The sequence below is a fragment of the Kitasatospora sp. NBC_01302 genome (assembly GCF_035976515.1).
In the GTDB taxonomy this organism is placed as follows: Bacteria; Actinomycetota; Actinomycetes; order Streptomycetales; family Streptomycetaceae; genus Kitasatospora.
The window spans coordinates 4,447,992-4,464,314 of sequence record NZ_CP108404.1 but is presented as its reverse complement, the minus strand read 5'-3'; the positions used below and the strand labels follow the sequence as shown (position 1 = coordinate 4,464,314).

Here is a 16,323-nt window from a genome sequence, read left to right as displayed (position 1 = left end):
ACCGAAGCCGCTGTTGGCCACCTCCTGGTGCAGCCGGATCAGCAATCGTGGTAGGGGGAAGCCGAGTTCGCGCTCGGCTGCGGCGGCCTCCCACTCGCCGACCCGAGCGGGGAGCTCGCCCCTCTCTTGGAGCGCGTGTTCGCGGACGCGAGCGACGATGTCCGAGGGGCGCTCATGCCGACGCCTCCTGTGCCGTGCTGATCGTCCATGCCTGTCATGGCGTGGAACGTAGCGATGGAGGCGAAAAGACAGAGGGCCCGCGCCGCCGAAGCGGTGCGGGCCCTCTGGCCTGCGGAGGATACGAGATTCGAACTCGTGAGGGGTTGCCCCCAACACGCTTTCCAAATGTTCGTCCGGCCGTTCGGTGGGGGCCGGAGATGTCCTGACCTGTGGCGGAGTGGCTCAGTAACCAGGCTCTGAACGGCGCTGGACGCGGGTGAATGCAACCAAAACTGCAACTAGGCCGGCCTCGGTCACGGCGAGAACCGTTGAGTCTGGCTGGACCGTTTCGCCCTCTGTCTCCCGACGTCTAACTGTCGGTGTCCTTCGGATGCCGAGTGGAGGCGTACACGAGGTGGACGGTTCGCTTGGCCTCGTCGACGAGGTAGCGCACCCGCCCGCCGGCAGTCACCTCGTACTCCCACTGGGGAAGTTCGTCGCCCCCGAGGTCGCGGGTGGCGAGGCGACCGCGCAGCCGATGCTGACGATCGGGATCACTCATCGACAGCGGGTTGGTGCGCAGGGCCTCGAAGCAGCGGCGACTGTTCCCGGCAGCCTCGGTGCAGAGATCGCTCCAGCCCTTGGCTGCCTCGCTCGTAGCGAAGCGGAGCCGCCACTCGTTGCCGACGGGCGGCGGTGCGACGTCGTCGCCGCGCTTTGGACTCATGGCGCGGAGACCTCGCCGTGATCCTCGCCGGTGAGAGGTGCGGAGAGCTGTGCGGTCAGTTCGGGGTCGGCCAGGATCCTGGCAGTGGCACGCCACTCGACGATCACGCGGTGCAGGTTGGCGTGTACGTCCAGCTCCACGACATCGCGAGTGCTGTCCACGAGGTCAACGACGAACTCCCGCACTTCCTCGGCTGACAGGTGCCGGGTCCAAGGAAAGACTGTGGGTAGAGCGAGGAGCACGGCCCGTGCACCCTCATCGCTGCTGATCAAGGCCGCAAACAGACGCGCGGTGACATCGGCGGTCTCCTCGCGCTGCCGATCATGCCGCTCGGTGGTGAGGTAGAGATCCTCCCCGTCGCGGCGCGAGACGTGGATGCGCTGGGCCTGCTCCACGGTGTCGGCGACCCGTTTGGAGTTCTTCGACAAGTCAGAGAACGAGACGGTGAGAGTGGACATGCCGCCACGCTACTTCGGAACACGTTCCGAAGTCAAGGACAGTAGGCATTGCGCAGTCCGGATCAGCGATGCCCTGGGAGCAGAAACGACGAAGGCCCGGACCGCTGAGCGGTCCGGGCCATCTGCCGGCGGAGGATACGAGATTCGAACTCGTGAGGGGTTGCCCCCAACACGCTTTCCAAGCGTGCGCCCTAGGCCTCTAGGCGAATCCTCCGTGGGAGAGCTTAGCCCATGTTCAGGGGTGCTCGCGAACCGCTATCTCGCAGGTTGGGGGAGGGGGGTCGCCTGCGGATCGGAGAGCGGGTGGGGGTGCGGAGTGGGGTCGGGGATCCGGTACTCTGGTGCCAGCCCCTCGTGCGGCGTTATCTCTCTGAATCCCCCCAGGGCCGGAAGGCAGCAAGGGTAGGAGGGCTCTGACGGGTGCACGAGGGGTCCTTGCGTTTCCGGGGGCCGGCGGGGGCTGCGGCGGGACGAAGGACGACGCGTTTGTCAGTCTGTCCCGATATCGTCGGGGGCGTGTCCCTAGCCCTGTACCGCCGCTATCGCCCCGAGACTTTCGCTGAGGTCATCGGGCAGGAGCACGTGACCGCTCCGCTCCAGCAGGCCCTGCGCAACAACAGGGTCAACCACGCCTACCTGTTCAGCGGCCCGCGCGGCTGTGGCAAGACGACCAGCGCGCGCATCCTGGCCCGGTGCCTCAACTGCGAGCAGGGGCCGACGCCGACGCCGTGCGGCGAGTGCCAGTCCTGCCGTGACCTGGCGACGGGCGGGCCGGGGTCGATCGACGTGATCGAGATCGACGCTGCCTCGCACGGTGGTGTGGACGACGCGCGGGAGCTGCGCGAGCGGGCGTTCTTCGCGCCGGTGCACAGCCGGTACAAGATCTTCATCCTGGACGAGGCGCACATGGTGACCTCGGCCGGGTTCAACGCGCTGCTCAAGGTGGTGGAGGAGCCGCCGGAGCACCTCAAGTTCATCTTCGCGACCACCGAGCCGGAGAAGGTGATCGGGACGATCCGGTCCCGGACGCACCACTATCCGTTCCGGCTGGTCCCGCCGGGGACGCTGCGGGACTACCTGGCGGAGGTCTGCGGCCGGGAGGGCATCCAGGTCGAGGACTCGGTCTTCCCGCTGGTGGTGCGGGCCGGCGCGGGGTCGGTGCGTGACTCGATGTCGGTGATGGACCAGCTGCTGGCCGGTGCCGCCGAGGGCGGGGTGACGTACAAGATGGCCACCGCGCTGCTCGGGTACACCGACTCGGCGCTGCTGGACGAGGTGGTCGACGCGTTCGCGGCGCACGACGGCGCGACGGTCTTCCAGGTGATCGACCGGGTGGTCGAGGGCGGCCACGACCCGCGGCGGTTCGTGACGGACCTGCTGGAGCGGCTGCGCGACCTGGTGATCCTCGCCACAGTGCCGGAGGCGGGGGAGAAGGGGCTGATCGACGCCCCGGCGGACCGGATCGCGATCATGCAGGCGCAGGCCGACCGGTTCGGGGCGGGGGAGTTGAGCCGCGGCGCCGACCTGGTCAACACCGGGCTGACGGAGATGCGCGGGAACGCCGCGCCGCGGCTGCAGCTGGAGTTGATCTGCGCCCGGGTGATGCTGCCCGGGGCCTACACCGACGAGCTGTCGCTGATGGCCCGGGTGGACAAGCTGGAGCGGCGGTCCGCGATGGCCCCGGCGGCGATGGCGATGGGCGCGCCGGTGCCCGGCCCGGCCGCCCCCGCCGCCATGGCGCCGCAGCCGCCGGCGGCCCAGGCCGCCGCCCCGGTCGCCCCGGCGCCGGCGCCCGTCGCGATGCCCGCGCCCCAACAGCAGCCCCAGCAGCCCCAGCAGTACGAGCAGCCGCAGCAGCACGAGCAGCCCCAGGCGGCGCAGCCGCCGCAGCCGCCCGCACCCGCGACGCCGCCCCCCGGCGCCTGGCCGATCCCGCGCAGCTTCCCCGCCCCGGGGGCGGCGCCCGCACCCGCGGCGCCGCAGCAGGCGCAGCCCGTCGCCCAGCCGCCGAAGCCCGTCGCGCCGGCCGCCGCGGCGCCGCCCGCCCCCGGGCAGCCGGCGCCCTCCGCGCAGCAGCAGCAAGGTGCGGCCCAGGTGCGGCAGTTGTGGCCGCAGGTGCTGGAGGCGGTGAAGAACCGCCGACGGTTCACCTGGATCCTGCTCAGCCAGAACGGCCAGGTGGCCGGCTTCGACGGCAGCACGCTGCAGGTCTCGTTCATCAACGCCGGTGCCCGCGACAGCTTCGTCAGCAGCAACAGCGACGACGTGCTGCGGCAGGCGCTGGCGGACGCACTCGGCGTGGACTGGCGCGTCGAGTGCATCGTCGATCCCTCCGGCGGCACCCAGACGCCGCAGGCCGCCGCCGGTGCGGGCGGCGGTGGCGGCTGGGGAGCCGCCCCGCAGGCGCCGCGTCCGGCGGCACCGGCCGCGACGGCCACCGCGGTGGGCGGCTTCGGCGCCGCCCCGGGCGCCCCGGGCGGTCCGAACGCCGCCCCGACCGGTGGTCCGGCCGCCGGTGCCGCGTACCAGGGCGCCGGCCTGCCCGGCCCGGCCGTCCCGGGGGCGATGCCGTCGCCGAGTGCCGGGCCCGGCCCGTCCGCCGCGCCGCAGTCCCAGCCCGCCCCGGCCGGGCCGCCGCCGGGGCCGGTGCGACCGCTGGCGCCCGAGGACGAGGACATCTCGGTGGACGACGTCCCGGACGCCCGCCAGGAGACGGTCTCCGGCCAGGAGCTGATCATGCGTGAGCTCGGCGCGACCGTGCTGGAGGAGATCGAGCACGGCAGCTGAGTGCCCCGCCCCGGCGAGCCCGGGGCAGGACGTAGGCTCGGACCCGGCGTGGTCCGGCGGACGACGCGGGCCGACGGACGACGCAGCAGCGTGGCCGGGCCCGCGCACCGGGCCCACGTGACAGAGCCCAGTACCTCAGGCAGGAGCGAACCGTGATCCCTGGTGGCCAGCCCAACATGCAGCAGCTGCTCAAGCAGGCGCAGAAGATGCAGCAGGACCTCGCCAAGGCCCAGGAGGAGCTGGCCAAGGCGCACGTCAGCGGCACCGCGGGCGGCGGTCTGGTGGAGGCGACGGTGACCGGCAGTGGTGAGCTGGTGGCGCTGACCATCGCCCCGGCGGCCGTGGACCCGGAGGACACCGAGACGCTGGCCGACCTCGTGCTCGCGGCCGTCCGCGACGCCAACGCCGCCGCGCAGAAGCTCCAGGCGGAGCGGATGGGCCCGCTGACCCAGGGCCTCGGCGGCATGGGCGGCGGCATCCCCGGCCTGCCGTTCTGACATTTCGCCGTCGCGGAGCGAAACAGTTCGATCAGAGTCGACTTTCGGGCGTCGGACCGGTGTGTCCGGCGCCCGAATCGTTGGATGATGGCACCGTCGCACCGGACGGCCGCGCGGCGCGAAGCAGTGCGGCCGGGGCAGTGCGGCCGAAGACGTACGACAGATGACAGTGCACGACAGAGGCAGTGGAAGGGCAGCGCGGTGTACGAGGGCGTAGTTCAGGACCTGATCGACGAACTGGGCAGGTTGCCCGGCGTCGGGCCCAAGAGCGCCCAGCGGATCGCCTTCCACATCCTGCAGTCCGACCCGGTGGACGTGCGCCGGCTCGCGCACGCGCTGCTGGAGGTCAAGGAGAAGGTGCGGTTCTGCTCCGTCTGCGGCAACGTCGCGGAGGCCGAGCGGTGCCGGGTCTGCCTGGACCCGCGCCGCGACCTCACGGTGATCTGCGTGGTCGAGGAGCCCAAGGACGTGGTCGCGATCGAGCGGACCCGTGAGTTCCGGGGCCGCTACCACGTGCTCGGCGGCGCGATCAGTCCGATCGAGGGAGTCGGTCCGGACGATCTGCGGATCCGCGAGCTGCTGGCGCGGCTGGCCGACGGGACGGTCGGCGAGCTGATCCTCGCGACAGACCCCAACCTGGAGGGGGAGGCAACCGCCACCTACCTGGCCCGGCTCTGCAAGCCGATGGGCCTGAAGGTGACTCGGCTGGCGAGCGGACTGCCCGTCGGCGGGGACTTGGAGTACGCCGACGAGGTCACCCTCGGCCGGGCCTTCGAAGGGAGACGACTGCTCGATGTCTGACAACAGCGCGCACCAGGCGGTGCACACGGTTCACACCCTTGAACCGGATGACTTCGCGGTGCAGATCGCGGATTCCATCAAGAGCTTCGTGCTCGCGGTGACCGAGATCGCCAAGGGCGACGAGCCGGGCAGCGCGGTGTCACTGCTGCTCCTGGAGGTCTCCCAGCTGCTGCTGGCCGGTGGTCGGCTCGGCGCGATCGAGGACGTGGTCCCGGAGGACCGCTTCGAGCCGGACGCCGGCCCGGAGCCGGACGGCGTCGAGCTGCGCGAGCACCTGGCCGAGCTGCTCGCGCCGATCGACGTCTACCACGAGGTCTTCGACCCGTACGGGCCGCCGGACAAGCCGAACGCCTTCCGGATCTCGGACGACCTGGCGGGCGTGGTCAGCGACCTGCGGCACGGGCTGACCCACTACGACGAGGGCCGGGTCAGCGAGGCGCTCTGGTGGTGGCAGTTCTCCTACCTCTCCACCTGGGGTTCGACCTGCACGGCCGTGCTGCGGGCGCTGCAGTCGCTGATCGCGCACGTGCGGCTGGACAGCCCGATCGGCGCGGTGCCGGACGGGGCCGACACCGACGACGACGGCTTGACGGACGAGCAGCTGGAGCAGCAGGCGGGCGACCTGATGGCGGCCGAGCTCGGCACCTGACCGGCCCACGGCCGGCCGCGGCACTCAGATATCGATCAGCAGCAGGCGCAGCAGCTCGTTGAGCTGCCGCGCCTGTTCGTCGTCCAGGCGCGACAGTGCCCGCTGCTGCTCGACCAGGCCGGCCGCGACGGCCTGGTCGGTCACCGTCCGGCCCGCGTCGGTGAGGGTGATCCGCAGGCCGCGCCGGTCCGCCGGGTCGGGGGAGCGCAGCACCAGTCCGGCGCGCTCCAGCTTGTCCAGCCGGCCGGTCATGCCACCGGTGGTCAGCATCAGGGCGGCGGTCAGCTCGCGGGGCGAGAGCGTGTGCGGGGCGGGGGCGCGGCGCAGGGTGGCGAGCACGTCGAACTCGCCGCGGCTGATGCCGTACTCCTGGTAGATCTTCTCGATCCGGTCGCCCATGATCCGGGCCAGCCGGTAGATCCGGCCGAACGTCGCCATCGCGTCGGTCCGCAGATCCGGCCGGGCCACCCGCCACTGATCGATGATCGCGTCCACGGCGTCCGTGCCGCCCTTCGTCGCCGTGGCCGTCGCCCGCTGCTGGGACGGCGGCGGTGACTCTGACTGCTGCTCCATGGGACCAGTCTGCCACAGAAGAAGCTTGCACCTAAGTAGCTTGCTGCTAAGTTACTTACAACTTAGCTATGTGTCGTCCGGCTACCTGGAGGTGCCCGTGTTCCCGAAGCAGCAGGCCGATCGAGGGGTGCCAGGTCTGCCGGGCGGCCGGAGCGTCGAGCGGGTCCCGGGCGAGCGCGCGCTGCTGGCCGGCATGGCGATCGACTCGGTGGGCTCGGGCATGTACATCCCGTTCAGCCTGGTCTTCTTCCGGCACGTCACGGGCCTGCCGCTGACCGCGATCGGCGCGGTGCTCACGGTGGCCGGCTTCGCCGCGATGGCGGTCCTGCCACTGGTCGGCACGGCGGTCGACCGGTTCGGCGCCCGGCGGCTGCAACTGGCGCTGTACGTGCTGCGCGGGCTGGGCTTCGCCGCCTACCCGTTCGCGGGTTCGCTGCCCGCCTTCGCGGCGGTGGCGCTGCTCACCTCGATCGGGGACCGCGGCTTCCCGGTGGCCCAGCAGGCCCGGATCGGCGAGCTGGCGCGCGGCGGACAGGTCGAACGGCTGCAGGCGATCGCGCGCAGCCTGGCGAACGCGGGGCTGGGGGCCGGCACGCTGCTCGCCTCCCTGATGATCGGCCTGCTGGGGGACCGCGGCTTCACGGCGGCGGCCGTGCTCAACGCGGCCAGCTTCTTCGCCGCCGCCCTGCTGGCCCGCCGGGTGCCCGCGATGCCCGCCGCGCCCACCGCGTCCGTAGCGCCCAGGGCGTCCACCGCGTCCACCGCGTCCACCGCGTCCACCGGACCCCGCGCAACGGGCGCGAGGGCCGGGCGGGGCGGCTACCGGACGGTGCTCGCCGACCGGCCCTACCTCGGCCTGGCCGGGGCCAACTTCCTGATCGCGCTCGGCTACTCCGCCCTGTCGGTGCTGCTGCCGGTCTTCGCGGTCGGCTGCCTGCGGGCCCCGCAGTCGCTGACCGGGGCGGCCTTCGTGGTGAACACGGTGCTCTGCGCGACGGCCGGGGTCCCGGTGGCACGGCTGGCCCGACGGCTCGGCAGCCGGACCAGGGCGGCGGCGCTCGGCGCGGGCTTCTTCGCGCTGGCGGGGCTGGGGCAGGCGGTGCTGGGCACCGTGCGGCCGCACGCCTTGCCGCTGGTGATGGGCGGGCTGCTGTTCCTGGTGGTGCTCGCCACGGTGGGCGAGCTGGTGCACAACCCGTCCGCCTCGGCGCTCTCCACCGCCGCGGCCCCGGCGGCGCTGCGCGGGCGCTACCTGGCGGCCTACCAGCTCTCCTGGTCGCTGGCGAAGACGGTGGCGCCCTCGCTCTTCACCCTGCTGCTGGCGGTGGACGCCCGGTTGCCCTGGCTGCTGGTCGCGGTGGCCGCGCTGGCGGGCGGTGCGCTGCTGCTCCGCCTGGGCCGCCGGCTGCCGGCGGCGGTGCTCGCCCCGCAGGCGGCCACCGTGTCCACCCCCGGCAGCGCGACCGTGAGCACCGGTGTCCCGAGCCGCCGCCCGCTCCCTGCCGCCTGCTAGATCCGGTTCGGCTCCGGGGTTCCCGCCCCCGCTCCGCGGAATTGTCGAAAAAAATGGTCCGGCAAATTCGGAGCCCCCGGCACCCCCGCCCCGCGAATTCTTCGGACCCCCGACCCGTCGCCCGCAGACTCGCCCGTCGGCCCGTCCGACTCGCGTTCACCAGATGAAACGTGTGTCTCATGATATGGATCACGCCAGACGCCCGCCCCCTGCTCGGTAGACTGACCGGCGACCGCAGTACCCCCTCCCCGGGGGTCTGGGGGGACCGGACGGCGCCACCCCGCGCCGGGCACCACCCCCCGAAGACGACTTAGTCGAGGAGCGCACGTGGGCCTTGTCGTGCAGAAGTACGGCGGCTCATCCGTTGCGGATGCCGAGGGCATCAAGCGCGTAGCCCGTCGAATTGTCGACACCAAGAAGGCCGGCCATGAGGTCGTCGTCGTGGTGTCCGCGATGGGCGACACGACGGACGAGCTGATCGAACTCGCCGAGCAGGTATCCCCTATTCCCGCCGGTCGCGAGTTCGACATGCTGCTGACCGCAGGCGAGCGAATCTCCATGGCCCTGCTGGCGATGGCGATCAAAGCCCTCGGACACGAGGCGCAGTCCTTCACCGGCAGCCAGGCCGGGGTGATCACCGACCAGGTCCACAACAAGGCGCGCATCATCGATGTCACGCCGGGCCGGATCCGCAGCGCCCTGGACCAGGGCAACATCGCGATCGTGGCCGGTTTCCAGGGCGTCTCCCAGGTGAGCAAGGACATCACTACCCTGGGTCGGGGCGGCTCCGACACCACCGCGGTCGCGCTGGCCGCCGCGCTCAAGGCCGAGGTCTGCGAGATCTACACCGATGTGGACGGCGTCTTCACCGCCGACCCGCGGGTGGTCAAGAAGGCCCGCAAGATCGACTGGATCGCCTACGAGGACATGCTCGAGCTCGCGTCCTCGGGCTCCAAGGTGCTGCTGGACCGCTGTGTGGAGTACGCGCGGCGCTACAACATCCCGATCCACGTACGATCGTCCTTCTCCGGTTTGCCGGGGACCATCGTCAGCAACAGCAACCCGAACCAGCCCGAAGGGGGCGAGATGGAGCAGGCCATCATCTCCGGAGTCGCCCACGACACGTCCGAGGCCAAGGTCACGGTCGTCGGAGTGCCGGACAAGCCGGGCGAGGCGGCCCGGATCTTCCGCGCCATCGCCGACGCCGAGGTCAACATCGACATGGTGGTGCAGAACGTCTCCGCCGCCTCGACCGGTCTGACCGACATCTCCTTCACCCTGCCGAAGACCGAGGGCCAGAAGGCCATCGACGCGCTCGGCCGGGTCAAGGAGGGCATCGGCTACGAGTCGCTGCGCTACGACGACGCGATCGGCAAGATCTCCCTGGTCGGGGCCGGCATGCGGTCCAACCCGGGGGTCACCGCGACGTTCTTCGAGGCGCTCTCGGAGGCCGGCGTCAACATCGAGCTGATCTCCACCTCGGAGATCCGGATCTCGGTGGTCACCCGGGCGGACGACGTCAACGAGGCGGTGCGCGCCGTGCACAGCGCCTTCGGCCTGGACAGCGAGAGCGACGAGGCCGTCGTCTACGGCGGGACCGGACGATGACCGGCGGCGGAGCGGATCGCAGCCACCGGCCCAACCTCGCGGTGGTCGGTGCCACCGGCGCGGTGGGCACGGTGCTGCTGGGCATCCTCTCCGCCCACCAGGACGTCTGGGGCGAGATCCGGCTGATCGCCTCGGCCCGCTCGGCCGGGCGCCGGCTGACCGTGCGCGGTGAGCAGGTCGAGGTCGTCGCGCTGACCGAGGAGGCCTTCGAGGGCATCGACGTCGCGATGTTCGACGTCCCCGACGAGGTCTCCGCGCAGTGGGCGCCGATCGCGGCGGCCAAGGGCGCCGTCGTGGTCGACAACTCCGGGGCCTTCCGGATGGACGAGGACGTGCCGCTGGTGGTCCCCGAGGTCAACGCGGCCGCGGCCCGGATCCGCCCGCGCGGGATCATCGCCAACCCCAACTGCACGACCATGTCGATGATCGTGTCGCTCGGCGCGCTGCACTCCGAGTTCGGGCTGCGCGAGCTGGTGGTCGCCTCCTACCAGGCAGCCTCCGGGGCCGGGCAGGCCGGCATCGACGCGCTGCGCGAGCAGACCGTCAAGGTGGCCGGCACCGGCGTCGGCGAGCAGCCCGGCGACCTGCGGGCGGTGATCGGTGACAACGGCCCGTTCCCGGCGCCGCTGGTGCTGAACGCGGTGCCGTGGGCGGGCTCGCTGCAGGAGGACGGCTGGTCCTCCGAGGAGCTCAAGGTCCGCAACGAGAGCCGCAAGATCCTCGGGCTGCCGAACCTGCGGGTCGCGGTCACCTGCGTGCGGATCCCGGTGATCACCACCCACTCGCTGGCCGTGCACGCGGTCTTCGAGCGCGAGGTGACCCTGGAGCGGGCGCAGGAGATCCTGGCCCAGGCACCTGGCGTGGTGCTGTACGACAACCCGGCGGCCGGCGAGTTCCCGACCCCGAGCGACGTGGTCGGCACCGATCCCACCTGGGTCGGCCGGGTGCGTCGCTCGCTCGACGACCCGACCGCGCTGGACCTCTTCGTCTGCGGCGACAACCTGCGCAAGGGCGCGGCCCTGAACACCGCCCAGATCGCCGAGCTGGTCGCTGCCGAGCTGACCGGCTGAGCCGACCGGTCGAGGTCGACCGGTCGAGTCGACCGCTGAGCCGGTAGCGCACCGACCGGGTCCGTACCGCGCCGGTGCGCGACCGTTCCTGACACCGCTTCGGACCGGGGCCCCCTTCCTGTGGAGGGGGCCCCGGTCTTTGCGGAAGAATGTCCACCGGACGGGGCAACCCTGAGGGGGGATCGAGTGTCCAACGGTCGTGACAGACCTGGCAGTGGTGACGGCGGTGCCGAAGGGACGGGTGCGGCAGGTGCCGGGGGTGCCGTTCAGAGCGCCCGGAGCGCCGCGGGCCCGGCAGGCCCCGGCGCAGCCAGGTGCCGTGCGGCAGCCGGCTGAGGCGGAGGTGACCACGGCCGCCACCGACACGGCCGGCGCCAGCGTCGACCTGCTCACGACCACGTACCAGGAGCACTACCGTGCGCTGCTGCGGCTGGCCGCGCTGCTCCTCGACGACCAGTCGAGCTGCGAGGACGTGGTCCAGGAGGCGTTCATCCGGGTGCACGCCGCCCGTCGCCGGGTCCGTGAGCCGGAGAAGATCCTCGCCTACCTGCGGCAGACCGTGGTCAACCTGTCCCGCAGCACCCTGCGGCGCCGGCTGCTGGGGCTGCGGCTGCTGCCCAAGCCCATGCCTGACATGGCCAGTGCAGAAGAGGGCGCCTACGATGCTCTCGAACGCGACCAACTGAAGGCGGCGCTGCAGGGTCTGCAGCGGCGTCAGCGCGAGGTCCTGGTCCTGCGCTACTACGCCGACATGACGGAGGCACAGGTGGCCGAGCTGCTCGGGGTCTCGGTGGGCGCGGTCAAGGCGTACGGCTCGCGCGGGCTGGCGGCGCTGCGGGTCCTGATGGAGAGCAGTCATGACTGACGATCAGTTCGACCGCCGGCCTGGGCCCGCCGCCCCGGCGCGGGCGGGGCGGCCGGGCTCCGAGGAACCCGCCGGGCGCGCGCCGACCCACGGCGAGGAGCAGGCGCTGCGCGTGCTGCTGCACCGCGCGGTGGCGGACCTGCAGCCCGACGCCGAGGCGCTGCCCCGGATCCGGCGCGCCATCCCGGCCCGCCGGGCCCGCCACCGGCAGGCGTGGACCGGAGCGCTGCTGATCGCGCTGGTCTCGGCCGCCGCGGTGCCCACCCTGGGACGGCTGGGCGGCCTGCAACTGTCCGACGGCTCGGGCGCCGCCCCCAGCGCCGCCCCCAGCAGCGTCGATTCGCGCAGCCCCAGTGCCGCCGGGCACTCCGGCGGTGTCCGCCCGGTGGTCCCGCTGCCGGTGCCCGACTCCAGCAGCCCCGGCCCGAGCAGCAGCCCGAGCCCCACACCCAGCCCGTCCGCCGGCGCAGCGGACACGTCCGGGGGCGTCTCGGCCAGTGCGACCGCGATCTCCGTGACGGCCGGCCAGGCGGCGGGCACGGCCACCGGCGCGCCGGCCTGCCTGCGGGCCGACCTGGGCGCCGGCCAGGCGACGGTGGGCGCGGCCGACGGCGCGGGCTGGGTGTACGGGGCGTTCACGGTGGCCAACGTCTCCGGCCGTCCCTGCCTGCTGACCGACCCGGGCACGCTCACCGCGACGCTCGGCGGTGGGAGCACGGCCGGCTCGGTGCGGGTCCTCGCGCACACGGCGGGCGACCCGGCCGGCGGACTGCCGGATCCGGCGAGCGCGCCGGGCCAGCTGCTGCTGGGCGCCGGGGCCGGCTACCGGCTGCCGTTCGCCTTCGTCCCGGACGCGCTCTGCCCGGCCGGCGGCAGCGGCAGCGGTGGCGCGGGTGCCGGCGCGACGCCGACGCCCAGCGCCAGCGCAGCCGCCCCGGCGGCGAGCCCGGTCAGCAGTCCGAGCGGCGGACCGGGCGGCGGGCCCAGCGGGGCGGCGGGCGCGGCCGCCGGCTCGGCGGCGAACGACACGGCCGGCCGGCCGGCCGCATCCGGCGGCAGCACACCCTCGCCGGGCGGCGGTGCGGGTGCGGCCGCGGCCCCGGCGGGCCTGGCCGCGGACGGCCCCGCCACCGGGACGGCGTCGCCGACCCCGTCACCGGCACCGTCCGGCGCGCCCGGCGCGCCCGGTACGGCGGCCCAGCCGGGCACCGTCACGGTCACCCACCGCCCGCTCGGCGTCGCGCCGGACGCGGGCAGCGCCACGATCCCGAACGTCTGCGGCGGCGGCACCCTGTACCGCGCCGCCCCGCAGCAGGGCCAGTAGCAGGGCGGGCAGCAGGCCCGCCGGGGGTCGGCGGAGCACCGCCGACCCCCGGCGGCGCGCCCGCAGGCGCGCTCGGCGGGGGGCCGTGCTCGGGGCCGTGGAATCGGTGGCTACGGTGAGGGTGTGTACCGATTCCTCCTGACTCCGCGCTGGCTCGGCAGCACCGTGCTCGCGGTCGCCGCCATCGCGGTCTGTCTCTGGCTGGGCTCCTGGCAGCTGAGCCGGTTCGAGGGCCGGGTCTCCAGCCAGCACACCGCCTCCACCAGCGCCCGCCCGGCCGCCCCGCAGCCGGCGGCCAGCCCGCTGGACTCGGTGCTGTCCGGGCCGGACGCCCAGGTCGGCACCGGCACGCTCGGCCACCCGGTGAGCGCCTCCGGGCAGTACGACAGCGCCCACCAGCTGCTGGTGCCCAACCGCACGGTCGACAACCGTCAGGGCTACTACGTGCTCACCCCGCTGCGCACCGCCACCGGCCGCGCGGTCCCGGTGGTGCGCGGCTGGCTGCCCGGCTCGCCCGGTGCCGGCGCCGCGGTGCCGGCACCACCCAGCGGCGAGGTGACCGTCACCGGGCGCCTGCAGGCCTCCGAGAGCGCCGACACCAGCGGCGCGGTCGACGGCGGCCTGCCGGCCGGCCAGCTGGGCATGATCAGCCCGGCCACCCTGGTCAACCTGCTGCCGTACCCGGTGTACGACGGCTGGGTGGCCGCCGACGACGTCCCCAGCGGGCTGACCGCGGTGCCCACCGCCCAGGTCTCCGGCGGTGGCGGGCTGGACGCGCGGGCCTTCCAGAATCTGGGCTACACGCTGCAGTGGTTCGTCTTCGCGGGCTTCGTCGGCTTCATGTGGTTCCGGCTGGCCCGCCGCCAGGCGGAGGCGGTCCAGGACCGGGCGCTGGGCCTCGAACCGGTCCTGGACTGAGCGCCCCGACGCCCCCGGCTACACCCCCAGGTGCCGCCGGGCGAAGTCGATCTCCAGGCGCAGCTGCTTGATCCGCTCGTCGACCACCAGCGAGCCGTGCCCGGCCTCGTACCGGTACACCTCGTGCGGCAGGCCCAACTGCTCCAGCCGGGCCACGTAGTTCTCGATCTGGCGGATCGGGCAGCGCGGGTCGTTGAGTCCCGCGCTGAGGTAGACCGGCGCCCGCACCTGCTCGACGTAGGTCAGCGGCGAGGAGGCCAGCCAGCGCTCGGGGACCTCCTCGGGCGTGCCGCCGAAGAGCGTGCGGTCCAGCGACTTGAGCGCCTCCATCTCGTCCTGGTACGCGGTCAGGTAGTCCGCGACCGGGACGGCGGCCAGGCCCAGCGACCAGTTCTCCGGCTGGGTGCCCAGGCCCAGCAGGGTGAGGTAGCCGCCCCAGGAGCCACCGGAGAGCACCAGACGCTCGGGGTCGGCCAGGCCCTCGGCCACCGCCCAGGCGCGCACCGCGGCGATGTCCTCCAGCTCGATCAGGCCCACCCGCTCGCGCAGCGCGTCCGTCCAGGCCTGGCCGTAGCCGGTGGAGCCGCGGTAGTTGACCCGCACCACCGCGAAGCCGTGGTCCAGCCAGGCGGCCGGCCCCGCGGCGAAGGAGTCGCTGTCGTGGTGGGTCGGGCCGCCGTGGACCTCGAAGACGGTCGGGTACGGGCCGGGCCCGGCGGGCCGCTGGACCAGCGCGTGCACCCGCCCGCCCGGCCCCTCGACCCAGACGTCCTCGACCGGCACCGAGCGCGGCGGCACCGAGCCGGGCGCCCGCAGCACCACGGAGCCCGCCGTGGAGCGGACCACCGAGGGCTCGGCCGCGGAGGACCAGAGGAACTCCACGGTGCCGTCGGGGCGGGCGGTGGCGCCGGCCACCGTGCCGCGCGGGGTCTCCAGCCGGGTCAGCGCGCCGGTGGCGAGCTCGTAGCCGAACAGCTCGCTCCGGGCCTCGAACTCGTGCTCGATCAGCAGGCCGGTGGCGTCCGGGAACCACTGGGCCGAGACGTCGCCGGGCAGCTCGCGGCCGTCCTCGGTGCGCAGCGGCAGGTCGGTCTCCACGCCGGTCAGCGGATCCCAGAGGATCGGCTCCCAGCGGCCCCGGCGCTGGTGGGCGACGAGCAGCCGGTTGTCGCCGGGGGCCGGGGCGAAGCCCAGGCAGCTCAGCCCGCTGGGCTCGGGGCGGCCGGTCACGTCGTCCAGCTCGGCGACGGTCGCGCCGTCGGCGCAGCGCAGCACCCGGATCGCGCTGTGCATCGCGTCGCCGTGCTCGGTGTGGTCGACGGCCAGCAGCGCCGAGTCGTGGGACAGGTCGCCGACCCCGCCGTACTCGGCGTGCCGGTAGATCTCCACCGGCTCGACCGCACCGGGGCGCCGCAGGTGCAGGGTGGTGCCGTCCTCGTCGGTGGAGCGGCCGACCACCACGGTGCCGTCCCGGCCCAGCGCCAGCCCCGCCTCGTAGGAGGGGGCCAGGCCCGGCACGGCCGGCTCGTCGGGGCCGCCGGTGAAGGGCTGGCGGCGCCAGACGCCGTACTCGTCGCCGTCGGTGTCGTCGAACCACCAGACCCACTCGCCGTCGGGCGTCAGGCAGGCGTCGGTGGTACCGCTCGGCCGGTCGGTGACCTGCCGGTGGGTACCGGCGGCCCGGTCCCAGGCGTAGACCTCGAAGGTGCCGGAGGCGTTCGAGACGTACAGCGAACGCTCCGGGGCGTCGTCCGCCCAGTCCGGAAGGGACACCCGTGCCGCCCGGAAACGCTGCTCCCAGGCCGGCACATCGTTCTTCTCGCTACTCATTCGCCTCACTCTGGCACGGGTCCCGGCGGTCCCGGAACCAGGGGCCGCCTTCCGCGGCGGCCGGTGGGCGATCCCGGCCGCCGAGCGCCGACGGAGCAGGTGGGGCACCGGGTGGCGGTCGCCCTAGGCCGCGGGGACCTTGTCCAGGAAGCCGAGCACCGAGGCGATCAGGCCGTCCTCGGTGGCGACCAGGACGTCGAAGCCGACCACCAGCGCCTCGGCGCCGGCCGGACCGAGGTCCCAGGTGAAGCGGCCGATCCGGTGGTGGGCGTCCACCCCGTTCGCCCCCAGGGTGAAGACCAGGCCGGGGAACTGGGCCTGCACGGCGCCGATGGTGGCGTCGATCGCGTCCCGGCCCGCCGCCTCGACCAGCGGGTCGGTGTAGGTCGCGTCGGCGGCCCAGTAGGTGTCGATCAGCTTGCGGCGGGCCTCGGCGTCGGTCTCGTTCCAGGTGGCGAGGTACTGGGCGGCGAGGTCCTGAATGTTCGTCATGTTCCTGCTCCTCTTCGGATTCTCCGTGCTTCGCGGCGTTTCCCGCTGGTCA

15 protein-coding genes, 1 tRNA gene and 1 other RNA gene are annotated in these 16,323 nt (G+C 73.3%); 11 read left to right on the top strand and 6 right to left on the bottom strand.

The window, feature by feature from the left end; all coding sequences use genetic code 11:
- Window positions 1–529 precede the first annotated feature (529 nt).
- The 3 genes from OG294_RS19190 to OG294_RS19180 form a co-directional block, all read right to left on the bottom strand.
- The gene (locus tag OG294_RS19190) at window positions 530–886 is read right to left on the bottom strand and encodes a hypothetical protein (RefSeq protein ID WP_327067730.1); all 357 of its coding nucleotides are present in this window, start codon (window positions 884–886) and stop codon (window positions 530–532) included.
- Window positions 883–1,344 carry a prevent-host-death family protein gene (locus tag OG294_RS19185; RefSeq protein WP_266296005.1) on the bottom strand — a complete coding sequence of 154 codons (462 nt, stop codon included), beginning with the start codon at window positions 1,342–1,344 and terminating at the stop codon, window positions 883–885. Before OG294_RS19185 ends, OG294_RS19190 begins: the two co-directional genes overlap by 4 nt.
- A gap of 129 nt (window positions 1,345–1,473) precedes the next feature.
- Window positions 1,474–1,558: transfer RNA gene (locus OG294_RS19180), tRNA-Ser, on the bottom strand.
- Between the two features lie 132 nt (window positions 1,559–1,690).
- On the opposite strand from OG294_RS19180, the gene ffs reads away from it, so the two are divergent.
- The 5 genes from ffs to OG294_RS19155 all read left to right on the top strand — a co-directional run bounded on the left by ffs (window position 1,691) and on the right by OG294_RS19155 (window position 6,078).
- An RNA gene (gene ffs, locus OG294_RS19175) (signal recognition particle sRNA small type) lies at window positions 1,691–1,781 on the top strand.
- A 79-nt stretch (window positions 1,782–1,860) separates the two neighbouring features.
- Window positions 1,861–4,131, top strand: a complete 2,271-nt coding sequence (locus tag OG294_RS19170; protein ID WP_327067729.1) for a DNA polymerase III subunit gamma and tau — start codon at window positions 1,861–1,863, stop codon at window positions 4,129–4,131.
- A 152-nt stretch (window positions 4,132–4,283) separates the two neighbouring features.
- Window positions 4,284–4,628 carry a YbaB/EbfC family nucleoid-associated protein gene (locus tag OG294_RS19165; protein ID WP_327067728.1) on the top strand — a complete coding sequence of 115 codons (345 nt, stop codon included), beginning with the start codon at window positions 4,284–4,286 and terminating at the stop codon, window positions 4,626–4,628.
- 201 nt (window positions 4,629–4,829) lie between these two features.
- The gene (recR, locus tag OG294_RS19160; RefSeq protein ID WP_327067727.1) at window positions 4,830–5,429 is read left to right on the top strand and encodes a recombination mediator RecR; all 600 of its coding nucleotides are present in this window, start codon (window positions 4,830–4,832) and stop codon (window positions 5,427–5,429) included.
- On the top strand, window positions 5,422–6,078 hold the full coding sequence (locus OG294_RS19155) for a DUF5063 domain-containing protein (RefSeq protein ID WP_327067726.1): 657 nt from the start codon (window positions 5,422–5,424) through the stop codon (window positions 6,076–6,078). The genes recR and OG294_RS19155 overlap by 8 nt, the downstream gene beginning before the upstream one ends.
- Before the next feature lie 24 nt (window positions 6,079–6,102).
- Here OG294_RS19155 and OG294_RS19150 read toward each other — a convergent pair whose 3' ends face one another.
- Entirely contained in the window at window positions 6,103–6,651 is a 549-nt protein-coding gene (locus tag OG294_RS19150; RefSeq protein ID WP_327067725.1) for a MarR family winged helix-turn-helix transcriptional regulator, read from the bottom strand.
- A 97-nt stretch (window positions 6,652–6,748) separates the two neighbouring features.
- On the opposite strand from OG294_RS19150, the gene OG294_RS19145 reads away from it, so the two are divergent.
- The 6 genes from OG294_RS19145 (at window position 6,749) to OG294_RS19120 (ending at window position 13,949) form a co-directional block, all read left to right on the top strand.
- Window positions 6,749–8,164, top strand: coding sequence for an MFS transporter (locus tag OG294_RS19145; RefSeq protein WP_327067724.1), 1,416 nt, complete (start codon window positions 6,749–6,751; stop codon window positions 8,162–8,164).
- Between the two features lie 327 nt (window positions 8,165–8,491).
- Entirely contained in the window at window positions 8,492–9,772 is a 1,281-nt protein-coding gene (locus OG294_RS19140; RefSeq protein WP_327067723.1) for an aspartate kinase, read from the top strand.
- Complete coding sequence (locus OG294_RS19135; protein ID WP_327067722.1) at window positions 9,769–10,842, top strand: aspartate-semialdehyde dehydrogenase; 1,074 nt, start codon at window positions 9,769–9,771, stop codon at window positions 10,840–10,842. The genes OG294_RS19140 and OG294_RS19135 overlap by 4 nt, the downstream gene beginning before the upstream one ends.
- Before the next feature lie 259 nt (window positions 10,843–11,101).
- Entirely contained in the window at window positions 11,102–11,707 is a 606-nt protein-coding gene (locus OG294_RS19130) for a SigE family RNA polymerase sigma factor (protein WP_442789345.1), read from the top strand.
- Complete coding sequence (locus OG294_RS19125) at window positions 11,700–13,031, top strand: hypothetical protein (RefSeq protein ID WP_327067720.1); 1,332 nt, start codon at window positions 11,700–11,702, stop codon at window positions 13,029–13,031. The genes OG294_RS19130 and OG294_RS19125 overlap by 8 nt, the downstream gene beginning before the upstream one ends.
- Window positions 13,032–13,154: 123 nt before the next feature.
- Window positions 13,155–13,949, top strand: coding sequence for an SURF1 family protein (locus OG294_RS19120; protein WP_327067719.1), 795 nt, complete (start codon window positions 13,155–13,157; stop codon window positions 13,947–13,949).
- Window positions 13,950–13,967: 18 nt separating this feature from the next.
- Here the strand turns inward: OG294_RS19120 and OG294_RS19115 are convergent, their stop codons facing one another.
- Together OG294_RS19115 and OG294_RS19110 are read right to left on the bottom strand one after the other, a co-directional pair.
- A complete protein-coding gene (locus tag OG294_RS19115; protein WP_327067718.1) occupies window positions 13,968–15,779 on the bottom strand; it encodes a S9 family peptidase in 1,812 nt (603 codons plus the stop codon).
- Window positions 15,780–15,902: 123 nt separating this feature from the next.
- Window positions 15,903–16,271 carry a nuclear transport factor 2 family protein gene (locus OG294_RS19110; protein WP_327067717.1) on the bottom strand — a complete coding sequence of 123 codons (369 nt, stop codon included), beginning with the start codon at window positions 16,269–16,271 and terminating at the stop codon, window positions 15,903–15,905.
- Between the last annotated feature and the right edge of the window lie 52 nt (window positions 16,272–16,323).